The 24,875-nt window shown below is 61.5% G+C and carries 26 protein-coding genes; 14 read left to right on the forward strand and 12 right to left on the reverse strand.

Annotation, left to right across the window (positions count from 1 at the left end; all coding sequences use genetic code 11):
- Positions 1 to 111: 111 nt before the first annotated feature.
- Both PKE98_RS12675 and sthA read left to right on the forward strand, forming a co-directional pair.
- The gene (locus PKE98_RS12675) at positions 112 to 1,113 is read left to right on the forward strand and encodes an FAD:protein FMN transferase (protein WP_271195655.1); all 1,002 of its coding nucleotides are present in this window, start codon (positions 112 to 114) and stop codon (positions 1,111 to 1,113) included.
- Positions 1,114 to 1,367: 254 nt separating this feature from the next.
- Positions 1,368 to 2,762, forward strand: a complete 1,395-nt coding sequence (gene sthA / locus PKE98_RS12680; RefSeq protein WP_271195656.1) for a Si-specific NAD(P)(+) transhydrogenase — start codon at positions 1,368 to 1,370, stop codon at positions 2,760 to 2,762.
- A gap of 51 nt (positions 2,763 to 2,813) precedes the next feature.
- Here sthA and PKE98_RS12685 read toward each other — a convergent pair whose 3' ends face one another.
- From PKE98_RS12685 to PKE98_RS12695, 3 genes are read right to left on the reverse strand one after another with little or no spacing between them, the layout of a single operon-like run.
- Positions 2,814 to 3,536: a glycerophosphodiester phosphodiesterase gene (locus PKE98_RS12685; protein WP_271195657.1), complete on the reverse strand. Its 723-nt coding sequence runs from the start codon at positions 3,534 to 3,536 to the stop codon at positions 2,814 to 2,816.
- A 24-nt stretch (positions 3,537 to 3,560) separates the two neighbouring features.
- Entirely contained in the window at positions 3,561 to 3,887 is a 327-nt protein-coding gene (locus PKE98_RS12690) for a phosphodiesterase (RefSeq protein ID WP_271195658.1), read from the reverse strand.
- Positions 3,888 to 3,918: 31 nt separating this feature from the next.
- The gene (locus PKE98_RS12695) at positions 3,919 to 4,497 is read right to left on the reverse strand and encodes a PilZ domain-containing protein (protein ID WP_271195659.1); all 579 of its coding nucleotides are present in this window, start codon (positions 4,495 to 4,497) and stop codon (positions 3,919 to 3,921) included.
- Positions 4,498 to 4,652: 155 nt separating this feature from the next.
- Here PKE98_RS12695 and PKE98_RS12700 point away from each other — a divergent pair, with 155 nt between their 5' ends.
- Genes PKE98_RS12700 through PKE98_RS12710 form a run of 3 tightly spaced genes read left to right on the forward strand, consistent with a single transcriptional unit; the run spans position 4,653 to position 7,847 of the window.
- Positions 4,653 to 5,903, forward strand: coding sequence for a lipoprotein-releasing ABC transporter permease subunit (locus PKE98_RS12700; RefSeq protein ID WP_271195660.1), 1,251 nt, complete (start codon positions 4,653 to 4,655; stop codon positions 5,901 to 5,903).
- A 7-nt stretch (positions 5,904 to 5,910) separates the two neighbouring features.
- A complete protein-coding gene (gene lolD / locus PKE98_RS12705; protein ID WP_271195803.1) occupies positions 5,911 to 6,603 on the forward strand; it encodes a lipoprotein-releasing ABC transporter ATP-binding protein LolD in 693 nt (230 codons plus the stop codon).
- Positions 6,603 to 7,847 carry a lipoprotein-releasing ABC transporter permease subunit gene (locus tag PKE98_RS12710; RefSeq protein WP_271195661.1) on the forward strand — a complete coding sequence of 415 codons (1,245 nt, stop codon included), beginning with the start codon at positions 6,603 to 6,605 and terminating at the stop codon, positions 7,845 to 7,847. Before lolD ends, PKE98_RS12710 begins: the two co-directional genes overlap by 1 nt.
- A gap of 66 nt (positions 7,848 to 7,913) precedes the next feature.
- Here PKE98_RS12710 and PKE98_RS12715 read toward each other — a convergent pair whose 3' ends face one another.
- Positions 7,914 to 9,272 (reverse strand): hypothetical protein, encoded by a 1,359-nt coding sequence (locus tag PKE98_RS12715; RefSeq protein WP_271195662.1) that lies wholly within the window; start codon positions 9,270 to 9,272, stop codon positions 7,914 to 7,916.
- 349 nt (positions 9,273 to 9,621) lie between these two features.
- A complete protein-coding gene (locus PKE98_RS12720; protein ID WP_271195663.1) occupies positions 9,622 to 10,185 on the reverse strand; it encodes a DUF2062 domain-containing protein in 564 nt (187 codons plus the stop codon).
- A gap of 136 nt (positions 10,186 to 10,321) precedes the next feature.
- On the opposite strand from PKE98_RS12720, the gene PKE98_RS12725 reads away from it, so the two are divergent.
- The 8 genes from PKE98_RS12725 to murB all read left to right on the forward strand — a co-directional run bounded on the left by PKE98_RS12725 (position 10,322) and on the right by murB (position 17,208).
- Positions 10,322 to 12,562: a DNA internalization-related competence protein ComEC/Rec2 gene (locus PKE98_RS12725; RefSeq protein ID WP_271195664.1), complete on the forward strand. Its 2,241-nt coding sequence runs from the start codon at positions 10,322 to 10,324 to the stop codon at positions 12,560 to 12,562.
- Between the two features lie 100 nt (positions 12,563 to 12,662).
- Positions 12,663 to 13,298: a flagellar polar localization protein PocA gene (gene pocA, locus PKE98_RS12730; RefSeq protein WP_271195665.1), complete on the forward strand. Its 636-nt coding sequence runs from the start codon at positions 12,663 to 12,665 to the stop codon at positions 13,296 to 13,298.
- Positions 13,295 to 13,735 (forward strand): flagellar polar localization protein PocB, encoded by a 441-nt coding sequence (gene pocB / locus PKE98_RS12735; RefSeq protein ID WP_271195666.1) that lies wholly within the window; start codon positions 13,295 to 13,297, stop codon positions 13,733 to 13,735. Before pocA ends, pocB begins: the two co-directional genes overlap by 4 nt.
- 13 nt (positions 13,736 to 13,748) lie before the next feature.
- Positions 13,749 to 14,750: a tetraacyldisaccharide 4'-kinase gene (gene lpxK / locus PKE98_RS12740; RefSeq protein ID WP_271195667.1), complete on the forward strand. Its 1,002-nt coding sequence runs from the start codon at positions 13,749 to 13,751 to the stop codon at positions 14,748 to 14,750.
- A 36-nt stretch (positions 14,751 to 14,786) separates the two neighbouring features.
- A complete protein-coding gene (locus PKE98_RS12745; RefSeq protein ID WP_108097092.1) occupies positions 14,787 to 14,972 on the forward strand; it encodes a Trm112 family protein in 186 nt (61 codons plus the stop codon).
- Positions 14,973 to 15,737, forward strand: coding sequence for a 3-deoxy-manno-octulosonate cytidylyltransferase (gene kdsB / locus PKE98_RS12750; RefSeq protein ID WP_271195668.1), 765 nt, complete (start codon positions 14,973 to 14,975; stop codon positions 15,735 to 15,737).
- Positions 15,737 to 16,201, forward strand: a complete 465-nt coding sequence (locus PKE98_RS12755) for a low molecular weight protein-tyrosine-phosphatase (protein ID WP_271195669.1) — start codon at positions 15,737 to 15,739, stop codon at positions 16,199 to 16,201. The genes kdsB and PKE98_RS12755 overlap by 1 nt, the downstream gene beginning before the upstream one ends.
- On the forward strand, positions 16,198 to 17,208 hold the full coding sequence (gene murB, locus PKE98_RS12760; RefSeq protein WP_271195670.1) for a UDP-N-acetylmuramate dehydrogenase: 1,011 nt from the start codon (positions 16,198 to 16,200) through the stop codon (positions 17,206 to 17,208). Before PKE98_RS12755 ends, murB begins: the two co-directional genes overlap by 4 nt.
- A gap of 164 nt (positions 17,209 to 17,372) precedes the next feature.
- Here murB and PKE98_RS12765 read toward each other — a convergent pair whose 3' ends face one another.
- The 5 genes from PKE98_RS12765 to puuE form a co-directional block, all read right to left on the reverse strand.
- The gene (locus PKE98_RS12765) at positions 17,373 to 18,701 is read right to left on the reverse strand and encodes a urate hydroxylase PuuD (RefSeq protein WP_271195671.1); all 1,329 of its coding nucleotides are present in this window, start codon (positions 18,699 to 18,701) and stop codon (positions 17,373 to 17,375) included.
- Positions 18,702 to 18,749: 48 nt separating this feature from the next.
- Entirely contained in the window at positions 18,750 to 19,253 is a 504-nt protein-coding gene (locus tag PKE98_RS12770; RefSeq protein ID WP_271195672.1) for an ureidoglycolate lyase, read from the reverse strand.
- A 156-nt stretch (positions 19,254 to 19,409) separates the two neighbouring features.
- On the reverse strand, positions 19,410 to 20,405 hold the full coding sequence (alc, locus tag PKE98_RS12775; protein ID WP_271195673.1) for an allantoicase: 996 nt from the start codon (positions 20,403 to 20,405) through the stop codon (positions 19,410 to 19,412).
- Between the two features lie 56 nt (positions 20,406 to 20,461).
- On the reverse strand, positions 20,462 to 20,977 hold the full coding sequence (gene uraD, locus PKE98_RS12780) for a 2-oxo-4-hydroxy-4-carboxy-5-ureidoimidazoline decarboxylase (protein WP_271195674.1): 516 nt from the start codon (positions 20,975 to 20,977) through the stop codon (positions 20,462 to 20,464).
- Positions 20,974 to 21,903 carry an allantoinase PuuE gene (gene puuE / locus PKE98_RS12785; protein WP_271195675.1) on the reverse strand — a complete coding sequence of 310 codons (930 nt, stop codon included), beginning with the start codon at positions 21,901 to 21,903 and terminating at the stop codon, positions 20,974 to 20,976. The genes uraD and puuE overlap by 4 nt, the downstream gene beginning before the upstream one ends.
- A gap of 408 nt (positions 21,904 to 22,311) precedes the next feature.
- Here puuE and uraH point away from each other — a divergent pair, with 408 nt between their 5' ends.
- Positions 22,312 to 22,665 carry a hydroxyisourate hydrolase gene (uraH, locus tag PKE98_RS12790; RefSeq protein WP_122451424.1) on the forward strand — a complete coding sequence of 118 codons (354 nt, stop codon included), beginning with the start codon at positions 22,312 to 22,314 and terminating at the stop codon, positions 22,663 to 22,665.
- A gap of 111 nt (positions 22,666 to 22,776) precedes the next feature.
- Here uraH and PKE98_RS12795 read toward each other — a convergent pair whose 3' ends face one another.
- Together PKE98_RS12795 and PKE98_RS12800 are read right to left on the reverse strand one after the other, a co-directional pair.
- Positions 22,777 to 23,406, reverse strand: coding sequence for a LysE family translocator (locus tag PKE98_RS12795; RefSeq protein ID WP_271195676.1), 630 nt, complete (start codon positions 23,404 to 23,406; stop codon positions 22,777 to 22,779).
- An 80-nt stretch (positions 23,407 to 23,486) separates the two neighbouring features.
- Entirely contained in the window at positions 23,487 to 24,830 is a 1,344-nt protein-coding gene (locus PKE98_RS12800) for an NCS2 family permease (protein ID WP_271195677.1), read from the reverse strand.
- Positions 24,831 to 24,875 lie beyond the last annotated feature (45 nt).

Here is a 24,875-nt window from a genome sequence, read left to right on the forward strand (position 1 = left end):
TTTGCCTGTCACTGTTGCCGGGTGCTACCAGGTGTTGGTCGCAAACGCCGCTGTCGAGTGCAGCGCCTGCGCGCTATCCTTGCTCGCCTGCTTTGACCGTCGAGTGCCGCCTTGTCCCGTCGCTATCTGCCTGTTCTGGTTTGCCTGTTGGCCTTGGCCGGTTGTGGCCCACAGGTCGAGGAGTTCGGCGGGCCGACCATGGGCAGTCACTACTCCATCAAGTATGTGGCCGGCAGCCAGACGCCTGGCCAGGCCGAGGTGCAGGCTCAGGTGGAAGCGGTGTTGGCCGAAGTCGACCAGCAGATGTCCACTTGGCGCGCCGACTCCGCTTTATCCCGCTTCAACGGCTTGCCCGCCGGCAGTTGCGCGCGCATGACCGAACCTGTGCGCGACCTGGTGACGTTCGCCAACGTGCTCTGGCAAGACAGCGACGGCGCCTTTGATATCACCGTCGAGCCGCTGATGGACCTCTGGGGTTTCGGCCCGCAATCGCGTGGTCAGCAGGTGCCGACGGCCGAGCAGATTGCAGCGGCCAAGGCCTTGGTCGGGCAAGCGTATCTGCGCATGGACGGTGAACAGCTGTGCAAAGACATCGCCCTGCAACTGGACCTCAACAGCATCGTTGCCGGCTACACGGTGGACCGCATTGCCACCTTGCTCGGCACGCTGGGCATCGACAACTACCTGCTGAACGTTACCGGCGAACTCAAAGCCGCCGGCAAGAAGCCTGACGGCACGCCGTGGAAAGTCGCCATTGAGGCGCCGCGCGAAGACGTTCAGGTGGCCGAGCAGGTGCTTGAGCTGGACGGTTTAGGCGTGTCGACATCGGGCGATTATCACAATTATTTCGAGCGCAACGGCCAGCGTTATTCCCATACGCTGGACCCGCGCACCGGCGCGCCCATTACCCATCAGTTGGCCGAAGTGACGGTGCTCGACGCCTCGACCCTGCGCGCCGACGGACTATCGACTTTACTGATGGTGCTGGGCCCGGAACGCGGTTTTGCTTTTGCCCAAGAACACGGCATAGCGGCGTTGTTTGTCAGCCGCACGGCAAACGGTTTTCAGAGTCAGGCTAGTGCGGCCTTTACCCAACAAGTTGGCGCCGATTAGTCCCCCTCTCCCGCGTGCGGCAGAGGGGCTGGGGGAGAGGGGCTTTGCTGAGCGTGCAAGCAGATCAACGTCCCCCCTCACCCTAGCCCTCTCCCCGTTGGGGCGAGGGGACCAACCGAGTTGGCATGAAAAGGTAGTAACTCGCGATGTAGTGCATTCAACGCTCGCCTACGTAGCGACCAATCGCTAATGTGCGCAACACAAAGTCGCAGGTAAGCTGCGCAGCAGTTTTAAGCTGTTCCAGAGGAGTGAACATGGCGGTCTACAACTACGACGTGGTGGTATTGGGTTCGGGCCCGGCGGGCGAGGGCGCAGCAATGAACGCTGCCAAGGCCGGGAAAAAAGTGGCGGTGGTCGACAACCGTCGCGAGGTGGGCGGCAACTGCCTGCACCTGGGCACCATCCCGTCCAAGGCGCTGCGTCACTCGGTTCGGCAGATCATGCAGTTCAACACCAACCCGATGTTTCGCCAGATTGGTGAGCCGCGTTGGTTCTCCTTCCCGGACGTGCTCAAAAGCGCCGAGCGAGTGATTTCCAAGCAGGTCACCTCGCGCACCAGTTACTACGCACGCAACCGCGTCGACCTGTTCTACGGCACTGGCAGCTTTTCCGATGAGCAAACCATCGAAGTGGTCTGCCCCAACGGCGTAGTGGAAAAGCTGGTGGCCTCGCAGATCATCATCGCTACCGGCTCGCGCCCGTATCGTCCGGCCGATATCGACTTCCACCACGAACGCGTCTACGACAGCGACACCATCCTCACCTTGAGCCACACCCCGCGCCGCCTGATCATTTACGGCGCCGGCGTGATCGGTTGCGAATACGCCTCGATCTTCAGCGGCCTCGGTGTATTGGTCGACCTGATCGACAACCGCGACCAACTGCTGAGTTTCCTCGACGGCGAAATCTCCGATGCCTTGAGCTATCACCTGCGCAATAACAATGTGCTGGTGCGCCACAACGAGGAATACGAGCGCATCGAGGGCATGGACAACGGCGTGGTGCTGCACCTCAAGTCCGGCAAGAAGATCAAGGCCGACGCCTTGCTCTGGTGTAACGGCCGTACCGGCAACACCGACAAGCTGGGCCTGGAAAACATTGGCATCAAGGTCAACAGCCGTGGCCAGGTCGAAGTGGACGAGAGCTACCGCACCAGCGTCTCCAACGTCTTTGCCGCGGGCGATGTAATCGGTTGGCCAAGCCTGGCCAGTGCCGCGTTCGACCAGGGCCGTTCCGCCGCTGGCAGCATTATTGAAAATGGCAGCTGGCGCTTTGTTAACGACGTGCCGACCGGCATTTATACAATTCCGGAAATCAGCTCCATCGGTAAAACCGAGCAGGAACTGACCGCGGCAAAAATCCCCTACGAAGTGGGCAAGGCCTTTTTCAAAGGCATGGCGCGGGCGCAGATCGCCATCGAGCCGGTGGGCATGCTCAAGCTCCTGTTCCACCGCGAAACTCTGGAGATTCTCGGCGTGCACTGCTTCGGCTATCAGGCCTCGGAGATTGTGCATATCGGCCAGGCGATCATGAACCAGCCGGGTGAAGCCAATACCATCAAATACTTCGTCAACACCACGTTCAACTACCCGACCATGGCTGAAGCCTATCGGGTGGCGGCGTTCGACGGCCTCAACCGGCTTTTTTGAGCGGCACCGACCGGCGGCCTGAGCCGGTCGGGGAGGCGGACTGTTTCGGGTTCAGCGATTCGCGAGAGTGGCGCTGGCCAAACCGGGAAAGTCTGTAATCAGGCTGTCCACGCCAAAGTCGGCGAGCCGGCGCATCAGCGCCGGTTCGTTGACCGTCCACACCGATACATGCAGCCCTTGCTTCTGCGCTTTGAGCAGACGTTCGGGGGTGCACAGCGTCCAGTTCAACGCCAAAAGGGTACAGCCGTAGTTCTGCGCCACTTTCAGTGGGTCGAGCCAGGCGTACTCGGCCACCAGGCCGCGGGCCAGGTCCGGCGTCAGGCGCACCAGCGCGCGCAACACTTCGCGCGAGCTTGAGGTGACCGTCACCTTGTCCAACAGGTTGTATTCCTCGGCCAACGCACGAATGGCCAGCACGGTACGCGCAGCACGTACCCGCGAGGCGCTTTTCACTTCCAACTGCCAGTGCTCGAAATCGCATTTCTCGAAGAGCTCCGCCAGGCGCGGAATGGGCGTGGGTTGCACCGCACCCGGGCCGCCTTTGCGGGCGTCGTAGGTCACCAGTTCGGCGGCGTCATGCTCCACCACCTTGCCGCGGTGGCCGGTGGTGCGTTTGAGGGTTGGGTCGTGGATCACCATCAGCTCGCCATCGCGGGACAGATGCAGATCCAGTTCGCAGCGGCGCACGCCGTGCTTGAGGCACTGCTGGAAGCTGGCGAGGGTGTTTTCCGGTGCTTCGCCCTTGGCGCCGCGGTGGCCGTAGATCAGGGTCACGGTTGCTCCTTGCTGGGGTTGTGCTTAGTTGGAAGCGGGTGGGGTGGCGGCGGGCGCCGGTTGGGCGGCACGCGGCTGAAAGTGGCGAACGGCGTCGACCACATGGGTGTTTTCGAAATACACGCTGAAATCGCGGTAGTCCCAGCGGGTGATCGGCGGATTACCGACCGGCTTGTGTTCTTCGTCCGGCAGGCCGAACTGGTCGAGCACGCTGCGCTGCAACTGGCCGCGCACCGGCAGCGGCGTATTGCTCGCACCTTGCTCGCCAAGGGGAATTTCAAGGGTGTCAGCGTGTGCTGCCAGGGGCAGTAGGCCAAGCAGCAGGCTTAACAACAGAGTAGGGCTGTGCATTTAGGGTCTTCTTCGAAGGGCTACCAGCAGCTTAGTCGCTGGATGTTTCTCGGGCCTGGCGACGTTCCATCGCCTGCTTTTGCAGAATATGCCGGGCCAGCAATTGCCGCTGTGCGTCGGTCAACGCTTCGAACTCGGTGCCAATCTCGAACTGGCCGTTTTCCTGTTGGCGGCAATGCACCACCTGGCCGCGCAACAGCAAGCCGAGCGCCTGGGGCATCAGCACCATCTTGATGGCCAGATGGCTATCCACGGCAACGGCCTGGGGGTGTTCGAAACTCACGCCGCCCTCGGACAACGTCACCCGTTTTGGCGCGCCGACTTCGCGTACCAGGTTCTGCGCCAGCGCTTGCCCCAGTAAGTCGATACGCTTGTTCACCACCTTCAGGTAGCTGGCCAGCGTGCGATCACGCTCGCCGATATGGCGCAGCAAATGTTGCGATTCGAAGTCTGAAAGGTGCAGATCGCTGAGCAGATTGAACAGCGGGGAGTCGTCGTGCAGGGCTTCGCTGGCCACCGCTTCGGCGCCTGACAGAAGGCTGAATTCCAGTGCGATCGTATCGTTGATGCGATAGTATTCGCGGCGATCACTTGCATCGTTAGACGTCATGGCGAACCCATGGCAGCGGTGGTTGTCAGAGCCAGAGCTCCGCACAGTGTGTCAGAAGTGTAAGGCCGCAAGCCGAGCCTCGCCACTGTTGCCTAATCACTGTTGGACTGTGTACAGCAGGATGCCCCTTCCTTCGCAGCGAATACTCTCCTTCTATGTTCAGACCGCTGTCCGTTTTTATCGGTGCACGTTATACCCGTGCCAAACGCCGAAACCACTTTGTTTCGTTCATCTCCCTGACCTCGATGATTGGCCTCGCCCTGGGCGTGGTGGTGATGATCGTGGTACTGTCGGTGATGAATGGCTTCGACTATGAAATGCGCACCCGCGTGCTGGGCATGGTGCCCCATGCCACCGTGGAGGCTTACGAGCCTATCAGCGACTGGCACGCCATGGCCGACAAGGTGCTCAAGCACCGCCAGGTGGTGGCGGTTGCGCCTTTTAGCCAGATGCAAGGGTTGCTGACCAACGATGGCAAGGTGCAGAAGGTGTTGATCAACGCCGTCGACCCAGCGGAAGAGGCCAAGGTCTCGATCATCGACAAATTCTTCCTGCAAGGCAGCCTGGCCGACCTCAAGCAGGGCGAGTTTGCCTTGCTTATCGGCGACAAGGCGGCCACCAAGCTCGGCGTGAAGGTGGGCGATAAGGTCACCTTTGTGGCCCCGGATGTGACGGTCACCCCCGCCGGCCTGTTTCCGCGCCTTAAACGCTTTACCGTAGCCGGCATCTTTCACGTCGGCGCCGGGGAAATCGACGGCTATATGGCCCTGGCCAATATCCACGACGTCGGCCGCCTGCACCGCTGGAAGCCCAACCAGGTGCAGGGCCTGCGTTTGAAGTTCGACGATCTGTTCCAGGCCCCGCGGGTTGCTTGGGAGATCGCCGGGCAGTTGGGTGATCGCAACTATGTCGCCCGCGACTGGACCCGCTCGCAAGGTAACCTCTACCAGGCCATCCGCATGGAGAAATCCATGATCGGCCTGTTGCTGCTGCTAATTATCGCGGTAGCAGCGTTCAACATCATTTCCACCCTGGTGATGGTGGTGACCGACAAGAAAGGTGATATCGCCATTCTGCGTACCCTGGGCTCAACGCCCGGGCAGATCATGCGCATATTCATGGTGCAGGGCACCGTGATTGGCGTGGTCGGTACCCTCATCGGCGCCGTGCTGGGCATTATTGCCGCGCTCAATATCAGCAGCTGGATCGCCGGTATCGAGAAACTGTTGGGGTTCAAGTTCCTCAATGCCGATGTCTATTTCATCGACTACCTGCCTTCGCAATTGATGGCCCAGGACGTGCTGCAGGTGTGCGGCGCGGCCTTGTTGCTGAGTTTCCTCGCCACTCTTTACCCGGCCTGGCGCGCGGCGCGCACCCAGCCTGCGGAGGCCCTGCGTTATGAGTAATGTCGCCATGCAAACCACATCCAATAAAGCCGTGCTGAGCTGCCGCAACCTGGGCAAAAGCTACGACGAGGGCCCGCAATCGGTGGTCGTGCTGTCCGGCCTGCAGCTGGAACTGCACCCCGGCGAGCGCGTGGCCATTGTCGGCAGCTCCGGCTCGGGCAAAAGCACGTTGCTGAATATGCTCGGCGGCCTCGACACCCCGAGCACCGGCAGCGTCTGGCTGGCCGGTGAAGAACTGTCCGCCTTGAGCGAGAAAAAGCGCGGCCTGCTGCGTAACCGGGCGCTGGGCTTCGTATACCAGTTCCACCACTTGCTGCCGGAATTCACCGCGCTGGAAAACGTGTGCATGCCGCTGTTGATCGGCAAGGTCGGCATTCCCGAAGCACGCGAGCGCGCAACCAGGCTGCTCACCCGTGTGGGCCTGGGCCACCGCTTGGCGCACAAACCGGCCGAGCTTTCCGGCGGCGAGCGTCAGCGTGTGGCAATTGCCCGGGCGCTGGTCAACAACCCTGGCCTGGTGCTGCTTGATGAGCCCACCGGCAACCTCGACCACCACACCGCCCAAGGCATTCAAGACCTGATGCTGGAGCTGAGCCGCGACTCCAAAACCGCCTTTCTGGTGGTGACCCACTCTCTGGAGCTGGCCGAACAAATGGACCGGATCTGGCGTCTGGAAGACGGCAAATTGGTGGCTGTCTGATGTTCCGCCCGCTCAGCATCTTCATCGGCCTGCGCTACACCGGCGCCAAGCGCCGCAACCAGTACATCTCGTTTATTTCCCTGGCCTCGATGATCGGTCTGGCCCTGGGCGTGATGGCGATGATTACTGTGTTGTCGGTTATGAACGGCTTTCAGCGGGAAATGAGCTCGCGGATTCTCGGCATGGTGCCGCACGCGACCATCACCGGCACGCAGCCTATTTCCGACTGGCGCCAGATCGCCGCCGAGGCGCGCAAGAACCCGCAGGTAACCGCCGCGGTACCGTTTGCCGAACTCGAGGGCATGCTGTCGTACAAAGGCGTAATGCAGCCGGTACAAATCAACGGCATCGACCCGCAGGAAGAAACCAAGGTATCGATCGTTGGCCAGCACATCGTGCAGGGCCGGCTGGACGACCTGAAGCCCGGCGAGTTCGGCGTGGTGGTGGGTGAGATCACCGCACGGCGTTTTCGTCTGAACGTAGGCGACGTGCTGACCCTGATTATTCCCGAACTGAGCAACGCTGCCGGTGGCATTACCCCGCGTATGCAGCGCTTGAATGTTGTGGGTGTATTTAAAGTGGGCGCCGAGCTCGATAGCTCGCTCGCGATGATCAACGTGGCCGATGCGGCTCAACTGCAACGCATGCAAAGCGGCCAGGTACAAAGCGTGCGCCTGGCGCTCAAAGACTTGTACCAGGCGCCGCAGGTGTCGGCCGATGTGGCTAAACAGCTGGGTGAGGGTTATCGCCCAAGCGACTGGACCCTGACCCAGGGCAGCCTGTTCAGCGCCATGAAAATGGAAAAGACCATGATCGGTCTGCTGCTGTCGCTGATCGTGGCCGTGGCTGCGTTCAATATCATCGCCACTCTGATCATGGTGGTGGCCGATAAAGGGGCCGATATCGCCATTCTGCGCACCCTCGGCGCCACCCCGGGGCAAATCATGGCGGTGTTTATGGTGCAGGGCACGGTGATCGGCGTGATCGGCACCGTGGCAGGCGGCTTGCTCGGCGTGCTGCTGGCATTGAATGTCAGCGCCGTGGTGGGCTGGCTGGAGCGCATCAGCGGGCAGCATATTTTCAGTTCCGATGTGTACTTCGTCAGCAACTTGCCGTCCGACCTGCAAAGCCCGGATGTGGTGCTGATCTGCACCGTGGCGTTTGTGCTGAGCTTTCTCGCCACGCTTTACCCCTCCTGGCGAGCGGCGCAAATACAGCCGGCCGAAGCGCTGCGCTACGAGTAAGTTGCAGCCTTGACGCTGAAACAAAAACGCCGCCTGAAAAGGCGGCGTTTTTGTTAGAGCTGTGCTTTAGAAACTGCTGGTCCCGGTAGTAGGCTTCGGCCACGAAGTGCCCAGGTATTGCCAATAGTGGTTGTTGCTCTTGTTGGTCGGGAAGTGCCAGTAGCGTTGGTCAGGGCCCAGACGCACCAACTTGAAATACTCGATCTCCTTGGTGTAAGGGTTGGCATACCTGTAGGTATCGCCCAATTGGCCCAGGCGGTCGTTTTCGCCCCATGTGCGCATCGGTTGCGTAGCTTCTTCAAAGCTGGGCAAATCAGTGCCCATATACTGCCAGTACTGGTTGTTACCTTTGTGGGTGGGGAAATACCAATAGCGCTGATCGGGCCCCAAACCCACCAGGCGGAAAAACTCAACATCCTTGGTGTATGGATTGTCGTAAACGTAAATCTCGCCAATCTTGCCCTTGCGGTCGTTGCTGCCCCATCTTCCGGTTCCCAGTACTCGCTGACTGAACGTAATAGCGTCGTCGCGAATGTTGTGAGCGATCATGGTGTTAAAAACCCAAGGCCAGTAGTGGCTCAGGCGTGTGTGAACGGTTGTGGTCGAGGTTATACCCACCAGCGCGCGCGTTCCGTCCGGCGCCTGATAAAAAATCCCGCTGCCGGTGTCGTCGCTGGTAATCGGTGTGCTAAACCCATCGCCCGCATCGTTCTGCAGCCCTGCGGTCAGCAACACCATGCTGTTTATTTGTTCATCGCTAAGTTTGCGCTGGGCGAAAAAGTCCAAAGCATCAGCAGAGAAGAGCGCATTGGAAACGCTCGGGTTGAACCGTTCTGGTTCCAGCTGGCGGTACTTGGGGATTGATCGAAAGATCAGCGGGCGAGCACCTACCGGACCGATACGATTGACATACGAGGCGCTGGTGGCAACCTTTCTCGCATCAAAGGTAGGCGCCACGGTGCCGCCATACAGAACCATCGGTGCGCCGATGGTTAACGTTTCGTTGCCATCCACCAGCGCCCGCTTTTCTTCTTCATAACTAAGAATGTTTGCACCTGGGCCCAGTGGATCCGATAGATACAGGCTTAGGTTGCCTAGCTCGGCATGATTGCTGTCAGGTCCGTCGTAATTCACGCCGGTGTAACCCCCGACATAACTTAGGTCTGCGGGAAAGTACAGGCGACTGTAGTCGGTAGATAGGCAGTCTCGAGCGCTGATGGTTATGCGAGGCGTGAGCCGGATCGCCGCACAGTTCGTCAACTCCGTATAGTCGGTGAACGCAAATCCGGCCCAATGCGGTACCTGCCCGTCGGGAATTATGTGGTTGTTGGAGAAGGCATTGGCCTGCTGCAGGCCAGCGGTTACCGCAAGCGCTAGCAGGCTGCGGGCAGCAAAACGATTGAGCGACGCGTGCAGCATATTCATATCGAGTCCGTCCTTATGATGCGCCACGGGTCGATGTGCCGTTCAAGCCACCGCGAGCACGGGCTTGTTCCGGCGCGATCCAGAAACCCGGGCCAGATAGCCGTCGAGAACGACGGTCGGGAGAGTGTTCTCCACCTGGTCAGTGTCGAGAGACGAGCAGGGCGCTGCTGTCAGCTCGCACTGCAACGCGGCCCAGCAGGTTCGGCCTGAGGCATCGGAGGGATAAACAACCGCGAGCAGAAATCCAACGCTCTGCGGGTGGAATCGGCGGCCGGGCCGCCCGCCGATAGCGCCAAACAAAAAACGCCGCGTTATGCGGCGTTACCTGGGCTGGAGTGAGTACGCTGGATCAGCCAGCTAATTTTTCCCGCCGTCTGGCCTGGCGTTTCTTCCAGCTACTGCGCACCCACCAGCGCCAGTACAGCATGGTCAGCACATAGCCCAAGGCCCCGGCAATCAGCCCGGCCAATAACGAGCCCAGTAGAAAGGGCGCCAGAATCGGTTTCCACAACAGTTGAATCAGCTCCCAAGACGGCGCTTCGAAAAAGTGGCTGATACGCGGCCACACGTTGGTGGTGATCTCCCCGACCGGCACTTGCATCACCCACGAGCCGAGCTTGTAGGTGCAGTAAAACACCGGCGGCATGGTGATGGGATTGGTGAGCCACACCAGGCCGACTGAGATCGGCAGGTTGGCGCGCATCGGAATGGCCAAAGAAGCGGCTATCAGCATTTGCAGAGGCAGGGGTATGAAGGCTGCGAACAAGCCGACGGCCATGGCGCGCGCAACGGAATGACGATTGAGGTGCCAGAGGTTGGGGTCATGCATCAGCGTGCCGAGAAAGCGCAGTGACTTGTGCTCGCGTATCAGCTCGGGGTTGGGCATGTAGCGCTTGAACAGGCGGCGCGGCATAGGCATCTCTGGCAGGCGGAAAAAGGCGGATTATGCCCCGATTGTTCGGGCGTTATACGTTGACTTTGTGACAACAAATAAGCGCGGCCGGTTTGCTCAAAGCGACGTAAGGCGGCGCTTCAAGGAGCAGTAAAGAATGCGTACAGGGATGTTCGCGCTCGCGCTGGGCTTGGTTGCGCTGCGCTGGCTGCCGGCGTTGCCGCCGGGCTGGTTATTGGCGGTACTGGCGGTACTGGGTGCCTTGGCGTTGCTGGGCGGTTGGCAATCGCATCTGCGCCGGCCCCTGGGGTTGGCGTTGTTGGGTTTTTGCTGGGCCTGCTGGTCGGCGCAGAGCGCACTTGAGGATCGGCTAAGCCCAGCGCTCGACGGTCAGACTCGCTGGTTGCAGGGCCGGGTGGTGGGCCTGCCGGCCGAGAGCGGCGGTGTGGTGCGTTTTCAGCTGGAGCAAACCAGCGCCCGCCGCGCCGTGCTACCTGCCCGCATGCGCGTCACCTGGCATGGCGGCCCAGCCGTAAAGGCCGGCGAAACCTGGCGCCTGGCGGTCAAGCTCAAGCGCCCACGAGGCCTGGTCAATCCGCAAGGGTTTGACTACGAAGCCTGGTTGCTCGCCAAGCGCATTGGCGCCTTGGGCACGGTCAAACAGGGCGAACGCCTCAGTGCGGCCGCTGGCCCCTTGGCCTGGCGCGACCAACTGCGCCAGCGGTTGCTGGCAGTCGAGGCATTCGGTCGCGAAGGCGGCCTGGCGGCGCTGGTGCTGGGCGATGACTCGGGGCTGTCGAGTGCCGACTGGCGCGCGTTGCAGGACACCGGCACCGTGCACCTGCTGGTTATCTCCGGGCAACATATCGGCCTGTTTGCCGGCCTGCTCTATGGTCTGGTGGCCGGTCTGGCGCGTCTGGGCCTGTGGCCGCAACGTCTGCCGTGGTTACCGTCGGCCTGTTTTCTGGCCGCGGTCGGTGCGCTGGGTTACGGCGTACTCGCTGGCTTTCAGGTGCCCGTACAACGTGCCTGCGTGATGTTGCTGCTGATGTTGATCTGGCGTCTGCGTTTTCGCCACCTGGGCGTAGCGTTGCCGATACTGCTGGCTATTGATCTGGTGCTGTTGGCCGAGCCGCTGGCCAGTCTGCAACCCGGCTTCTGGCTGTCGTTCGGTGCGGTGGCGATATTGGTCTGGGTGTTCGGCGGGCGCTTGGGTGCCTGGCCCTGGTGGCGTAGCTGGGGGCGGGCACAGTGGACGATGAGCATCGGCCTGTTGCCTTTATTACTGGGCCTTGGCTTGCCCATCAGCCTTAGCGCGCCACTCGCCAATTTGCTGGCGGTGCCCTGGGTCAGCCTGGCCGTGGTGCCGCTGGCGCTGTTCGGCACGTTGGCATTGCCCATTCCCTGGGTGGGTGAAGGCATGCTGCAACTGGCGGGCGGTTTGCTGGAGGTGCTGTTTCGCCTGCTCGGGCTTCTGGCCGACTGGCAACCTGCCTGGCAAGCACCGCAGGTGCCAGCATGGGTTTGGGCGCTTGGCGCAACGGGCGCGCTACTGGTAGTGGCGCCGACCGGTGTGCCGGTCCGTGCGCTGGGCCTGGCCATGCTGGTGCCTTTGTTCTATCCGCCGCAGCACGCGGTGCCAGAGGGGCTGGCCGAGGTTCTGCAAGTGGACGTGGGGCAGGGGCTAGCCATTGTGGTCCGCACCCGTCAACACACGCTGCTGTATGACGCCGGTCCACGCTACGGTGACTTCGATAGCGGCGAACGTCTTGTGGTGCCGACTTTGCGCAGCCTGGGCATAGCACGGCTGGACCGAATGCTGATCAGCCACGCCGACAACGACCACGCCGGCGGCGCCCTGGCCGTGCAGCGTGGCTTGGTGGTGACCGAAGTAGTGAGTGGCGAGCCCGACGAGCTGCCTCCCGCGCTGCAGGCGAAAGCCTGTACCAGCGGCGCCCGCTGGCAGTGGGATGGTGTGCACTTTCAAACCTGGCGTTGGGCAAAGGCGACCTCGGGCAATCAGGCGTCCTGCGTGTTGCTGATCGATGCCGGCGGCGAGCGCCTGCTGCTCACCGGCGATATCGATGTACCGGCCGAAGCGGCCTGGCTGGCCGCTCATCCCGACATTCAGGTTCAGTGGTTGCAGGCGCCGCACCATGGCAGTCGCACGTCCTCTTCAGCGGCGTTCCTGCGCGGCCTGGCCAGCCATTCGGTGCTGGTTTCACGCGGTGCACACAACGCGTACGGGCATCCACACCCACAGGTGCTGGCCCGTTATCAGGCCCTTGGCCTGGCTGTATACGACAGTGTGGAGCACGGCGCTGTACGGCTTCGCCTGGGTGCCTTTGCGCCGGCCGGCGGCTTGCGTAAAGAAGGTCGATTCTGGCGGGAAAAATGAGAACCGCGACGGTCGGCGAGGCGCCGGCCCTATGCTAGAGTGGCGCCACTTTTGTCAGGCCAGATCAACCAGGCCACGGATAACCAGGAGAGTCGACACCGTGTGGGAGCTAGTCAAAGCAGGTGGCTGGATGATGCTACCGATCATTCTGTGTTCCATCGCTACCGTGGCCATCGTTGCCGAACGCCTGTGGACCCTGCGCGTAAACCGCGTGGCACCGCCTCATCTGCTTGGGCAGGTATGGCGCATGATCAAAGACAAGCAGTTGAACAAAGACAAGCTCAAGGAACTGCGCAATAACTCGCCGCTGGGGCAAATCCTGGCCGCGGGCCTGACCAATTCCAAGCATGGTCGCGAGATCATGAAAGAGTGCATCGAAGAGTCGGCCAGCCGCGTTATCCATGAGATGGAACGCTACCTCAATGCCCTGGGCACCATCGCCGCCATGGCCCCACTGCTGGGCTTGCTCGGTACCGTGTTCGGCATGATCGAAATCTTTTCCGGCTTTATGGACAGCGGCCAGGCCAACGCCGGGCAATTGGCTGGTGGTATCGGCAAGGCGCTGGTGACCACTGCTGCCGGCCTGATCGTCGCCATTCCGGCGGTGTTCTTCCACCGCTACCTGCTGCGCCGCGTCGATGAAATCGTCATCACCATGGAGCAGGAAGCCATCAAGCTGGTGGAAGTGACCCAGGGTGATCGCGAAGTCGATTTCGTCGAGGACAGCAAGCCGTGAAATTCCGCCGCAGAGCCAACAGTGTCGCCCGCGACGAGGTGTTTCTGAACCTGACGTCGCTGATCGACGTGATTTTCGTGCTGCTGCTGTTCTTTGTCGTCACCACCACATTCAGCCGCCCCACTCAGCTGAAAATCGACCTGCCGGAAGCCGCCAGCGGAACGCCGCCGGAAGCCACGCAGTTGAAACAGTTGGAGGTGGCGATTGCCGCCGACGGCACCTACTCGCTGAACGATCAGGTGCTGGCCAAGAGCGATCTGGCGACCCTGATGGCCGCTATCCAGCGTGAGTCCGAGGGCGACAACAGCCTGCCGCTGACCATCAACGCCGATGGCAAGGCCACTCACCAGGCCGTGGTCACCGCCATGGACGCCGCCGGCAAGCTGGGTTTTAGCCACCTGCGCATCACCACCATCGAGGCGCCGTCGGCGCCTTGATCGTCTGTCTCTGATGGCAGCTTCCGAAAAACTGCTTAACGCCTGGTACCAGGGCCATCCGGCCCTGCGTCTGCTGTGGCCGCTGGAGTGCCTGTACCGCGCGGTGGTGCAGCGCAAGCGCCGGCGGTTTCTGGCCGGGCAGGGCGATATCTACCGCGCGCCGGTGCCGGTTGTGGTGGTGGGCAATATCACCGTCGGCGGCACCGGCAAGACGCCGATGATCCTCAGCCTGATCGCGCACTGCCAGGCGCGCGGCCTCAAGGTCGGCGTGGTCAGTCGCGGCTATGGCGCCACGCCGCCGCAGTTGCCATGGCGAGTCCGTGCCGAACAGTCGGCCAGCGAAGCCGGTGATGAGCCGCTGCTTATTGTGCAGCGCACGGGTGTGCCGTTGATGATCGACCCCGACCGCTCGCGCGCCGTGCGTGCCTTGCTTGCCGCCGAACCGCTGGACCTGATCCTGTGCGACGACGGCATGCAGCACTACCGCCTGGCGCGCGACATCGAACTGGTGCTGATCGACGCCGCCCGAGGTCTGGGCAACCGTCGTTGCCTGCCCGCCGGGCCGTTGCGTGAGCCGGTGGAGCGCCTGCACAGCGTGGATGCGGTGCTGCTCAATGGCGCCGCCAGCGACAGCCCGGACGGTTTCGGTTTTACCTTGCAGCCTGCAGCGCTGGTCAATCTGCGCTCCGGCGAGCACGTGGGTCTCGACCATTTTCCCGCCGGCCAGACCCTGCACGCGGTGGCCGGCATCGGCAACCCGCAGCGTTTCTTCAACACCCTCGAGGCGCTACACTGGCGCCCGATTCCCCATGCCTTTGCCGACCATGCCCAGTTCGACGCCGCGCAGCTGACCTTCAGCCCCGCATTGCCGCTGGTAATGACCGAGAAGGACGCCGTGAAGTGCCGCGCCTTTGCCGCCGAAAACTGGTGGTACCTGGCCGTTGATGCCGCGCCTTCACCGGCATTTTTTACCTGGTTCGATGCGCGTTTGGCCGCATTACAGGCCACCGTCTGAACCGCTCTCCATTCAACTGTTTTCTAGGACTATGAAATGGACCCGAAACTGCTCGATATCCTCGCCTGCCCCCTGTGCAAAGGCCCGTTGAAACTGGCCGACGACAAGTCCGAGCTGGTATGCAAAGCCGACGCCCTGGCCTTTCCCGTGCGTGAAGGCATCCCGGTGATGCTGGAAACCGAAGCCCGCAGCCTGAATGTCGATGAGCGCCTGGACAAATAAATGAGCACAGCCTTTACCGTCGTTATTCCTGCCCGCTACGCCTCCACCCGCTTGCCGGGCAAACCGCTGCAGGACATCTGCGGCAAGCCGATGATCCAGCACGTCTGGGAACAGGCCTGCAAAAGCAGCGCCCAGCGTGTGGTGGTTGCCACCGATGACGCGCGCATCGTCGAGGCCTGCAAGGGCTTCGGTGCCGAGGTCGTACTGACCCGCGTCGACCACAACTCCGGCACCGACCGCCTCGCCGAAGTGGCCAGCGCCCTAGGTTTGGCCGGCGATGCCATCGTGGTCAACGTGCAGGGCGATGAACCGTTGATTCCACCGGCGGTGATCGACCAGGTTGCCGCCAACCTGGCTGCACATTCCGAGGCGGCGATGTCCACCCTGGCCGAGCCGATCGAAGAGGTTGCGGCGCTGTTCAACCCCAATGTCGTCAAGGTCGTCACCGACCAGAACGGCCTGGCCCTGACCTTCAGCCGTGCGCCATTGCCCTGGGCCCGCGATGCCTTTGCCGCCAGCCGCGAGCAACTGCCGGCCGGTGTGCCGTACCGTCGCCATATCGGCATCTACGCCTACCGCGCGCAGTTCCTGCACAACTTTGTGAGCTGGGGCCCGTGCTGGCTGGAAGACACTGAATGCCTGGAGCAGCTGCGTGCCTTGTTCCACGGTGAGCGCATTCATGTGGCCGACGCCCTGGAAGCGCCGCAAGCCGGTGTGGATACCCAGGAAGACCTGGAGCGCGTGCGGCGCCTGCTGGGGGCCTGATGCGCGTACTGTTTGTGTGCCTGGGCAATATCTGCCGCTCACCCTCGGCCGAAGGCGTATTCCGCCAGCAATTGCTCCAGGCCGGGCTTGATGGCCTGGTGGACGTCGATTCCGCCGGCACCGGCCCCTGGCATGTGGGCAAACCCGCTGACAGCCGCGCCACTGCTGCCGCCTTACAGCGTGGCTACGACCTTTCGGCCCTGCGCGGTCGGCAGGTCAGCCGTGCCGACTTCGACCGGTTCGACCTGATTCTGGCGATGGACCACAGTAACTTCGCTGACCTCAAAGCCTTGCAACCAGCCAACAGCCGCGCCGAGCTGGACCTGTACCTGCGCCGCTATCAGCTCGATGAAGACGAAGTGCCCGACCCGTACTACGGCGGCGCCGATGGCTTCGAGCATGTGCTGGACCTGCTGGAAAACGCCGGCGCGCAATTGCTCAATGAAGTGCGGGGCCGCCTATGAACCTGGCCGAGCAGGTTTCGCTCAAGCCGTTCAACAGCTTTGGTGTCGACGTAAACGCGGCGCTGTTTGCCCAAGCCCATAACGACGCCGAAGTGCGCGCTGCCCTGCAACTGGCTCAAGAGCGGCAACTGCCACTGCTGGTGATGGGTGGCGGCAGCAACCTGTTGCTCACCGGTGACGTCCGGGCGCTGGTGCTGCGTATGGCCAGCCGCGGTATTCGCCTGGTTGAAGACGGCGAGCAGGTGCTGATCGAAGCCGAGGCCGGCGAGCCGTGGCACCCATTTGTGCAATGGACGTTGGCCCAAGGGTTCGCCGGTCTGGAAAACCTCAGCCTGATTCCCGGCACCGTGGGCGCTGCGCCGATGCAGAACATCGGTGCCTATGGCGTCGAGATCAAGGACGTCTTTCACAGCTTGACAGCACTGGACCGCCAAACCGGCGAGCTGCGCGAGTTCGGCCTGGCCGACTGCAACTTCGCCTACCGCGACAGCCTGTTCAAACAGCAGGCCGGGCGTTGGCTGATTCTGCGCGTGCGCTTTGTATTGAGCCGCCAGCAAACGTTGCATCTGGAATACGGGCCGGTGCGCCAACGCCTGACCGAGCAGGGCATCGACCGCCCGACGGCCAGCGATGTGAGCCGCGCCATCTGCTCCATTCGCGCGGAAAAACTGCCAGACCCGGCGGTACTCGGCAATGCCGGTAGTTTTTTCAAGAACCCGGTGGTGAGTGCCGAATTGGCTGCAAAAGTGCGCGCCGCGCATGCCGATGTGGTGGCGTATCCCCAGGCCGATGGCCAGGTGAAACTGGCCGCTGGCTGGCTGATCGAGCGGGCAGGGTGGAAGGGCTTTCGTGAGGGTGATGCTGGCGTGCATAAGTTGCAGGCGCTGGTGTTGGTCAATTACGGCGGCGCTACCGGCAGCGAATTATTGGCGTTGGCCAAACGGATTCAGGCGGATGTGGTGGCGAAGTTCGGGGTTGAGTTGGAGATTGAGCCCAACGTGTTGTAAGTCGACGGCCCCTCACCCCAGCCCTCTCCCAGAGGGAGAGGGGGCTAGACGGTGATTGGCTCCCCTCTCCCGCGTGCGGGAGAGGGGCCGGGGCTGAGGGCAAGCCCAAACCAAAACAAAAAAAACCGCGCACAAGGCGCGGTTTTTTGTTTACGGAGGGTGGCTTAATTCACCTGCGCACCCTTGGCAATCCACGCCCCGATCAACTCCCGCTCTTGCGGTGTCATCTGGGTCAGGTTACCCAGCGGCATGGCCTGGGTCGCCACAGCCTGGGCCTGAATACGCGGCGCCATCTGCTGAATCTGCGCCGGCGTATCAAACATCACCCCGGCCGGTGCCGCGCTGAACATGCTGTTGGTGGGCTTGGCCGAATGGCATACCGCGCAACGCACCTGAATCACTTCATGCACCTTGTCAAAGCCCGGCGCTCCGGCCGCTGGCGCAGTGGCCTGGGCAACCGGTTGCTCGGCTGGGGCCGGTTGCTTGGCCGCGTCTTCTGCCGCTTGCTTGGCTGTCTTGCCACCAATGGCGCTCGCGGGCAGCGGTTGGTACTCGATGGTTTTCGCTGCTTGCGCATCGCTGGCGCCGGTGACGGTTGTCAGGCTCGGGCCGGTCACGAACGCCAGGCAGATCATGCCCAGCGCGCCGGCCGGCAGCGCCCAGCTGAAGCTGTTGCTGGTGTGGCGGGTGTTGAAGTAGTGACGCACGATCACTGCCAGTACCGCGATGCCCGACAGGATCAGCCAGTTGTAGTGGCTGCCGTAGGTGCTCGGGAAGTGGTTGCTGATCATGATGAACAGCACCGGCAAGGTGAAGTAGTTGTTGTGGCGCGAACGCAGCAGGCCTTTGGCCGGCAGGGCCGGGTCTGGCGTGCGGTTTTCTTCGATGGCTTTTACCAGCGCGCGCTGGGCCGGCATGATCGTGTTGAACACGTTACCGACCATGATGGTGCCGATGATGGCGCCCACATGGATATACGCACCGCGCCCGCTGAACACCTGGCTCAGGCCGTACGCTGCAGCTACCAGCAAGGCGAACAGCACCAGGCCGAGCAGGGCCGGTTGTTTGCCCAGCGGCGAGTCGCAGAGGAAGTTGTAGATAAACCAGCCGCTGACCAAGGAGCCGACGCCGATGGCGATGGCCGCTGCCGGGCTCAGGTCGCTGCCGGGCATGATCAGGTACAGCGAAGGGTTGAGGTAGTACACGATCAGCAGCAGGGTAACGCCCGACATCCAGGTCCAATAGGCTTCCCATTTGAACCAGTGCAGGTTATCCGGCATTTTCGGCGGCGCGAGTTTGTATTTTTCCAGGTGGTAGATACCGCCACCGTGGATCGCCCACAGGTCACCCGCCAGACCGTCGCGCGGGTTTACCCGGTTGAGGTTGTTTTCCAGCCAGACGAAGTAGAACGAGGCACCGATCCAGGCGATGCCGACGATCATGTGAACCCAGCGTACCGCCAGGTTCGCCCATTCAATCAAATGTGCTTCCACAGTCTTTACCTCTTTCCCAGGCTCGGCACGCCAACGCCCGGGCTTCTCTTATTGGTGGGGGTTGAGGAGAAGTTGTTCATCCTCGGTAAAAAAATGCTCATCGCAGTTGTTGCCTGAACCACTGCGATCAACCACCAGGAAGTCATCCCGCTTTTCGATCGTCAGCACCGGGTGGTGCCAAACGCCGCGATGGTAATTAATGCCCTGCTTGCCATTGCTGACAAACGCACGGGCCAACTCTGATTCAGGTGCATCGCCAAGTGGCGCGACCACGATCAGAAAGGGGTTGCCGAGCAGCGGTATAAACGCCTGGCTGCCCTGCGGATGGCGCTCCAACATGCGGATGGTCAAGGGATACGCCAGCTTTTCAGCGCTGAAAATGCTGATGATCGCCTTGTCGTCCGGCTGCGCGGTCTCGACCGTTGCCAACTTGTGGTAACGGCGGGTGGAGCCGTTGTTGATCATGAAGTAGTCGCTGCCTTCGGTTTCAATCACATCGCCGAAGGGGGCGAAGGCTTCTTTGGTCAGCGGTTCGATGATCAGTGTGCGCATGTTGGTTTCTACATTATTCGTGATTAAGGCTTTTAGGCTCCCCTCTCCCGCGTGCGGGAGAGGGGCTGGGGGTGAGGGCCGGGCCAAACGATGTGTTGTGCCCTGCAAGCCCCTCACCCTAACCCTCTCCCAGAGGGAGAGGGGACCGACCGGGTGTTATTTGGCAACCTTGCCAAACAAGCGCAACCGGCTCACGCCACCATCCGGGAACACGTTCAAACGAATGTGGGTGATCGGGCCCAGTGCTTTGATCTGCTCGGCGAACTCGTGCTCGGCGTGCATCTGCAGCTTCTGGCTTGGCAGCAGTTCGCGCCAGAACAGGCTCTGGGTTTCGATCTGGCTGTCGGTGCCGCCTTTTACGAAGGCTCCCTGGATGGAGCAGCTGTCCGGGTAGTTGCCTTTGAAGTGCAGGGTGTCGACCACGATGCGCTCGATCTCGCCGGGATGGCCGAGGGCGACGATCACCCAGTCGTTGCCTGGGGTACGGCGGCGGGCGGTTTCCCAGCCATCGCCCATGTTGATGCCACGGCCTGGGTTGAGGATGTTGCTCATACGGCCGAAGTGCTCATCCGAGCACGCCAGAGCGCGGCCGCCGTTGAGGGCGCTGGCCAGGTCGACCTGTTCGTTGTCGCCCACGTTGGACCAGTCGCGGAACGGAATGCCGTACACGCGCAGACGGGCAACGCCGCCGTCCGGGTAAATGTTGAAGCGCAGGTGCGTGAACGCCTGGCTGGTGGCGATTTCGTGGTAGTGGTGGCTGTCGCCTTTGAGTTCCACGGCGCCCAGTACTTCGGTCCACTCGGTGCTGTCGCTCGGGTCGCCTTCGGCGACAAAGCAGCCTTCCAGGGACGCCGACGGCGGGAAGTTACCGGTGAAGAAGCTGGTGTCGATATCCACGCCCTTGATCGAGCCGGGCACGCCCAGTTTGATCACGGCGCTGTCGTAGCCTTCGAAACGCTTGCGGCGCGATTCCCAACCATCCATCCACTTGCCGTTGTCATCGAACACGCCTTCTTTCCACACCGCCGGGGTGGGTTGGAACAGACGGTTGACGTCGGCGAACCAGTCATCGGTAACCGAGATGGCTTTGGTGCCCAGGCGGGCGTCGGCGAGGTTGACGTATTTCTCGAAGGGTACGGCGTAAGCTTTCATTGGTTGTCTGCCTTAAGTGGGGCGGGGAGAGGTGGCGGTGTCAGGAGTTGCAGGCCTTATAAGGTCTGCAAACGGAACAGCGCGATCTTGTTGATTTCGGCCAGCGCCCGCGTGAACTCTGCTTCCTTGGAGTTATGAATACGCTCCTCAAATGCCGCGAGAATCTGGTGCCGATTGCTGCCCTTGACCGCCATGATGAAGGGAAACGCGAACTTCGCTTTGTAGGCGTCGTTCAGCTCGGTGAAGCGTTGGAACTCTTCAGCCGTGCATTCGTGGATGCCGGCACCGGATTGCTCCGAGGTGCTGGCTTGCGTGAGTTCGCCACGGACCGCCGCTTTGCCGGCGAGGTCCGGGTGAGCGTTGATCAGGGCCAGTTGAGCGGCGTGGTCGGCGCTCAGCAGAATGTCGGCCATGCGGCTGTGCAGGCCTTCGATATCGTCGACGCTGCCGTCCAGGCCCAGGTCAAAAGCCTTTTCGGCGACCCAGGGGGAATGCTCGTAGATATCGGCGAAGGCGGCAACGAACGCATCGCGGCTCAACGTGGAAGGGGTCAGGGTCTGGAAGCGGCTCATTTCGCGCTCTCTTGGCTGAAGGGGTGAGTGGCGTGCCAGTGCTTGGCGATGTCGACGCGGCGGGCGAACCACACCTGCTCGAAGCCCTGTACGTATTCAATAAAACGTTGCAACGACGCTAGGCGTGCCGGGCGGCCGATCAGGCGGCAGTGCAGGCCGATGGACAACATTTTCGGCGCCTCGCCACCTTCGGCGTACAGCACGTCAAAGGCGTCTTTCAGGTAGTTGAAGAAGTCGTCACCGCTGTTGAAACCCTGCACCTGGGTGAAGCGCATGTCGTTGGTGTCCAGGGTGTACGGGATCACCAGGTGCGCTTTGCCGGTCGGGTTGTTCGGTTCCCAGTAGGGCAGGTCGTCGTCGTAGGTATCGGAGTCGTAGAGGAAGCCGCCTTCCTCCATCACCAGGCGCCGGGTATTGGGGCCGGTGCGGCCGGTGTACCAGCCCAGTGGGCGTTCGCCGGTGATTTCGGTGAGGATGCGGATGGCTTCGAGCATGTGCTCGCGCTCCTGGGCCTCGTCCATATATTGGTAGTCGATCCAGCGGTAGCCGTGGCTGCAGATCTCGTGGCCGGCAGCGGCCATGGCGCGGATCAGGTCGGGGTGGCGCTGGGCGGCCATGGCCACGGCGAAGATGGTGAGCGGAATACCGGTCTTTTCGAACAGCTTGAGAATGCGCCAGACGCCGGCGCGGCTGCCGTATTCGTACAACGACTCCATGCTCATGTTGCGCGCGCCTTGCAGCGGCTGAGCAGCGACCATTTCCGAGAGAAAGGCCTCCGACTCTTTGTCGCCGTGCAACACGTTACGCTCGCCGCCTTCCTCGTAATTGAGCACAAAGGAGATGGCGATACGGGCATTGCCCGGCCAGTGCGGATGGGGGATGTCGTTGCCGTAACCGATCAGGTCGCGAGGGTAGTCAGCGCTCACTGCAGGTATTCCTTCTTGTGAATGGGTGCGGTCGCTGCAAATGCCGGGTGGGCGGTGGGCAACCGTGATGGAGTGATTGTATACAAAGTGATAGGTGTTTTGTAAATGGTAAATTTCACCAATTTTTCCATTTGCTCCATACCATCAAGCGTAGCTCAACGCCCGCCCTTGGCTGCATGGCGTGCCATTGTGGTGCATTGGCGCAAATGGCGCGCCGCGAGTGGGCGAGAAACCCTGGGGGAAATTGTTCTCGGTGATTGTGTACAATGTTTCTGTGGAATGTCTCGAAAGACAATTTGGCCGTGCTATGCTCCGACCGCGCCCCGGCGAAGACGCTGGCCTGGCGCTCCGAATTCAACTGCATAGAGGAGGCGTGGCGACTGCGTTCGGCGCAGTTGCCCGAAACCGATGGGACGTTTAACCACCCACGTACTGGACGCCGCGCACGGCTGCCCAGGTAGCAATATCAAGGTTGAGTTGTACCGCGTAGAAGGATCGAGCGTGGTACTGATCAACACCCTGCACACCAATGATGACGGCCGTTGCGACGCGCCGGTGCTGCAAGGTGAAGACTACGCCTCCGGCGTTTACCAACTGCACTTCCACGCTGGCGACTACTACCGCGCCCGTGGTGTGCAACTGCCGGAACCGGCGTTTCTGGATGTGGTAGTGCTGCGCTTTGGCATTGATGCCGGGCAGGATCACTACCATGTGCCGTTGCTGATTTCGCCGTATAGCTATTCGACGTACCGCGGCAGCTAATACCTCGTAGGGCGAATATCCGCATCGCGGATATCCGCCGCTGCGATCGTGACGGCGGATATCGCCTTTGGCGATATTCGCCCTACGCCTCTCCCTCGAAATGCTCTTCTTTTACCGACTCAACAGCGACGCCGTGCCGGCTCCGGCAAACAGCGCAGCGCTGATGCGGTTAAACCACACCTGGCCCTTGCCCGAGCGCAGAAACGTTGCCGCGCCGCGGGCACTCAAGCCGTAGAACAGCTTGCAGCCCAGGTCCAGAACCGCCCAGGTGGCGATCATCACGGCCAGTTGGTTGAGCATCGGCGCGTCGGCGCTGATGAACTGCGGCAAAAACGCGGCGAAAAACAGAATGTCTTTCGGGTTGCTGGCGCCCAGGCCGAAGGCTTTGAGAAACATGCTGCGCCGGCTGGGCGAGGTCAGTGGTGCCTCGTCGGCTTTCGCCGGTTTAGCTGCCTGGCGGGAGTCTTGCCAAGCCTGGTAGGCGAGGTAGAACAGGTACAGCGCGCCAACCACTTTCAACACGCTGAACAGCTTTTCCGAAGCCAGCAGCAGGGCGCCCAGGCCCAGTGCCGAAGCGCTGAGCAAACAGATTGAAGCGCTGACGCCGCCGAGAAAAGCCGGGGCCGAGCGGCGCAGGCCGTAGTTCAAGCTGTTGCTGACCATCAGCAATGACAACGGGCCGGGGATCAGAATTACGATCAGCGCGGCGCTGCTAAACAGCAGCCAAGTTTCCAGGTTCATAACGTCTCTCTTTAAATGCAGCAAAGCCCCGACGCTCGAACGTCGGGGCTTTTTATTGCGTGTGACCAGTGGTGCAAAGATTACAAGAAGGCGAATTTAGCCGCGCAAATAATCGACAGCACATACAGGCTGGGGGTGATTTCCTTGTGTTTACCGGTGGCCAGTTTCAGCACCACGAAGGTGATGAAACCCATGGCCAGACCATCAGTGACCGAGAAGGTCAGCGGCATCATCACCACGGTAATAATCGCCGGGATGGTGTTGGTGTGGTCTTCCCAGTCGATGTGCGCCATGCCGCTCATCATTAGCATCGCTACATAAATCAGCGCGCCGGCGGTGGCGTAGGCCGGAATCATGCCGGCCAGCGGCGCGAAGAACATCGCGGCGATAAACAGCACGCCAACGGTGACGGCGGTCAGCCCGGTACGGCCACCGGAGGCCACGCCAGCGGCGCTTTCCACGTAGCTGGTCACGGGCGGGCAGCCAACCAGGGCACCGAAGGCGCTGGAGGTACTGTCAGCCTTCATGGCCTTGCTGAGGTTTTCGATGTGGCCGTTGTCGTCCACCAGCCCGGCACGCTGGGCAACGCCCATCAAGGTGCCGGCGGTGTCGAACATATGCACAAACAGGAATGCCAGCACCACGCTGATCATGCCGACGTTCAGCGCGCCGGAAATATCCATGGCAAGCCAGGTAGGCGCCAGGCTCGGTGGCATCGAGAAGATGCCGCCGAATTGCACTTCACCCAAACCCCAGCCAATCAAGGTAACGGTGAGGATGCTGATCAGAATGCCGCCGAATACGCGGTGGTATTCCAGCACGGCAATCATCAAGAAGCAGATGGCTGCCAGCAGCGGGCCAGCGGCGGTGAGGTCGCCCATCTTGATCAGGGTGGCCGGGCTTGCGACTACGATGCCGGCGGTTTTCAAGCCGATAAGGCCAAGAAACAGACCCACCCCGGCACCCATGGCAAAGCGCAGGCTCGCCGGGATGCTGTTGAGCAGCCACTCACGGATGCGCGAGAAGGTGAGAATCATAAACAGAATGCCGGAGAGGAATACCGCCCCCAGCGCGATCTGCCAGCTGTAACCCATGGTGCCAACCACGGTGTAGGTAAAGAACGCGTTCAAGCCCATGCCCGGTGCAAGGCCAACCGGCCAGTTGGCGTAGAGCCCCATCAGGAAGCAACCGAAGGCAGCGGCGATGCAGGTGGCGACGAAGGCCGCACCGTGATCGATGCCGGCGTCGGCCATGATGTTGGGGTTAACGAAGATGATGTACGCCATGGTGATAAAGGTGGTCAGGCCGGCGGCGAGCTCGGTTTTGACGGTGGTGCCGTGCAGGCTCAGCTTGAACAGCCGTTCCAGCAGGCCGGTGCGCGCAGGCGTCGCGGCGTAGAGTTGTTCTTGTTTTGTGCTTTCCACAGCGGGTACTCCTCAATTCTCTTATTTTGGTCACCGAGTCCTGCG

Origin of the sequence: Pseudomonas turukhanskensis (assembly GCF_027922365.1) — a bacterium.
GTDB lineage: Bacteria > Pseudomonadota > Gammaproteobacteria > Pseudomonadales > Pseudomonadaceae > Aquipseudomonas > Aquipseudomonas turukhanskensis.

Coding starts and splice junctions, on each gene's coding strand:
- sthA (WP_271195656.1), top strand. CDS start 1,368: ATGGCGGTCTACAACTACGACGTGGTGGTATTGGGTTCGGGCCCGGCG.
- PKE98_RS12690 (WP_271195658.1), bottom strand. CDS start 3,887: ATGCACAGCCCTACTCTGTTGTTAAGCCTGCTGCTTGGCCTACTGCCC.
- PKE98_RS12695 (WP_271195659.1), bottom strand. CDS start 4,497: ATGACGTCTAACGATGCAAGTGATCGCCGCGAATACTATCGCATCAAC.
- PKE98_RS12700 (WP_271195660.1), top strand. CDS start 4,653: ATGTTCAGACCGCTGTCCGTTTTTATCGGTGCACGTTATACCCGTGCC.
- lolD (WP_271195803.1), top strand. CDS start 5,911: ATGCAAACCACATCCAATAAAGCCGTGCTGAGCTGCCGCAACCTGGGC.
- PKE98_RS12710 (WP_271195661.1), top strand. CDS start 6,603: ATGTTCCGCCCGCTCAGCATCTTCATCGGCCTGCGCTACACCGGCGCC.
- PKE98_RS12715 (WP_271195662.1), bottom strand. CDS start 9,272: ATGAATATGCTGCACGCGTCGCTCAATCGTTTTGCTGCCCGCAGCCTG.
- PKE98_RS12720 (WP_271195663.1), bottom strand. CDS start 10,185: ATGCCGCGCCGCCTGTTCAAGCGCTACATGCCCAACCCCGAGCTGATA.
- PKE98_RS12725 (WP_271195664.1), top strand. CDS start 10,322: ATGCGTACAGGGATGTTCGCGCTCGCGCTGGGCTTGGTTGCGCTGCGC.
- lpxK (WP_271195667.1), top strand. CDS start 13,749: ATGGCAGCTTCCGAAAAACTGCTTAACGCCTGGTACCAGGGCCATCCG.
- PKE98_RS12745 (WP_108097092.1), top strand. CDS start 14,787: ATGGACCCGAAACTGCTCGATATCCTCGCCTGCCCCCTGTGCAAAGGC.
- kdsB (WP_271195668.1), top strand. CDS start 14,973: ATGAGCACAGCCTTTACCGTCGTTATTCCTGCCCGCTACGCCTCCACC.
- PKE98_RS12755 (WP_271195669.1), top strand. CDS start 15,737: ATGCGCGTACTGTTTGTGTGCCTGGGCAATATCTGCCGCTCACCCTCG.
- murB (WP_271195670.1), top strand. CDS start 16,198: ATGAACCTGGCCGAGCAGGTTTCGCTCAAGCCGTTCAACAGCTTTGGT.
- PKE98_RS12770 (WP_271195672.1), bottom strand. CDS start 19,253: ATGCGCACACTGATCATCGAACCGCTGACCAAAGAAGCCTTCGCCCCC.
- alc (WP_271195673.1), bottom strand. CDS start 20,405: ATGAAAGCTTACGCCGTACCCTTCGAGAAATACGTCAACCTCGCCGAC.
- uraD (WP_271195674.1), bottom strand. CDS start 20,977: ATGAGCCGCTTCCAGACCCTGACCCCTTCCACGTTGAGCCGCGATGCG.
- uraH (WP_122451424.1), top strand. CDS start 22,312: ATGGGACGTTTAACCACCCACGTACTGGACGCCGCGCACGGCTGCCCA.
- PKE98_RS12795 (WP_271195676.1), bottom strand. CDS start 23,406: ATGAACCTGGAAACTTGGCTGCTGTTTAGCAGCGCCGCGCTGATCGTA.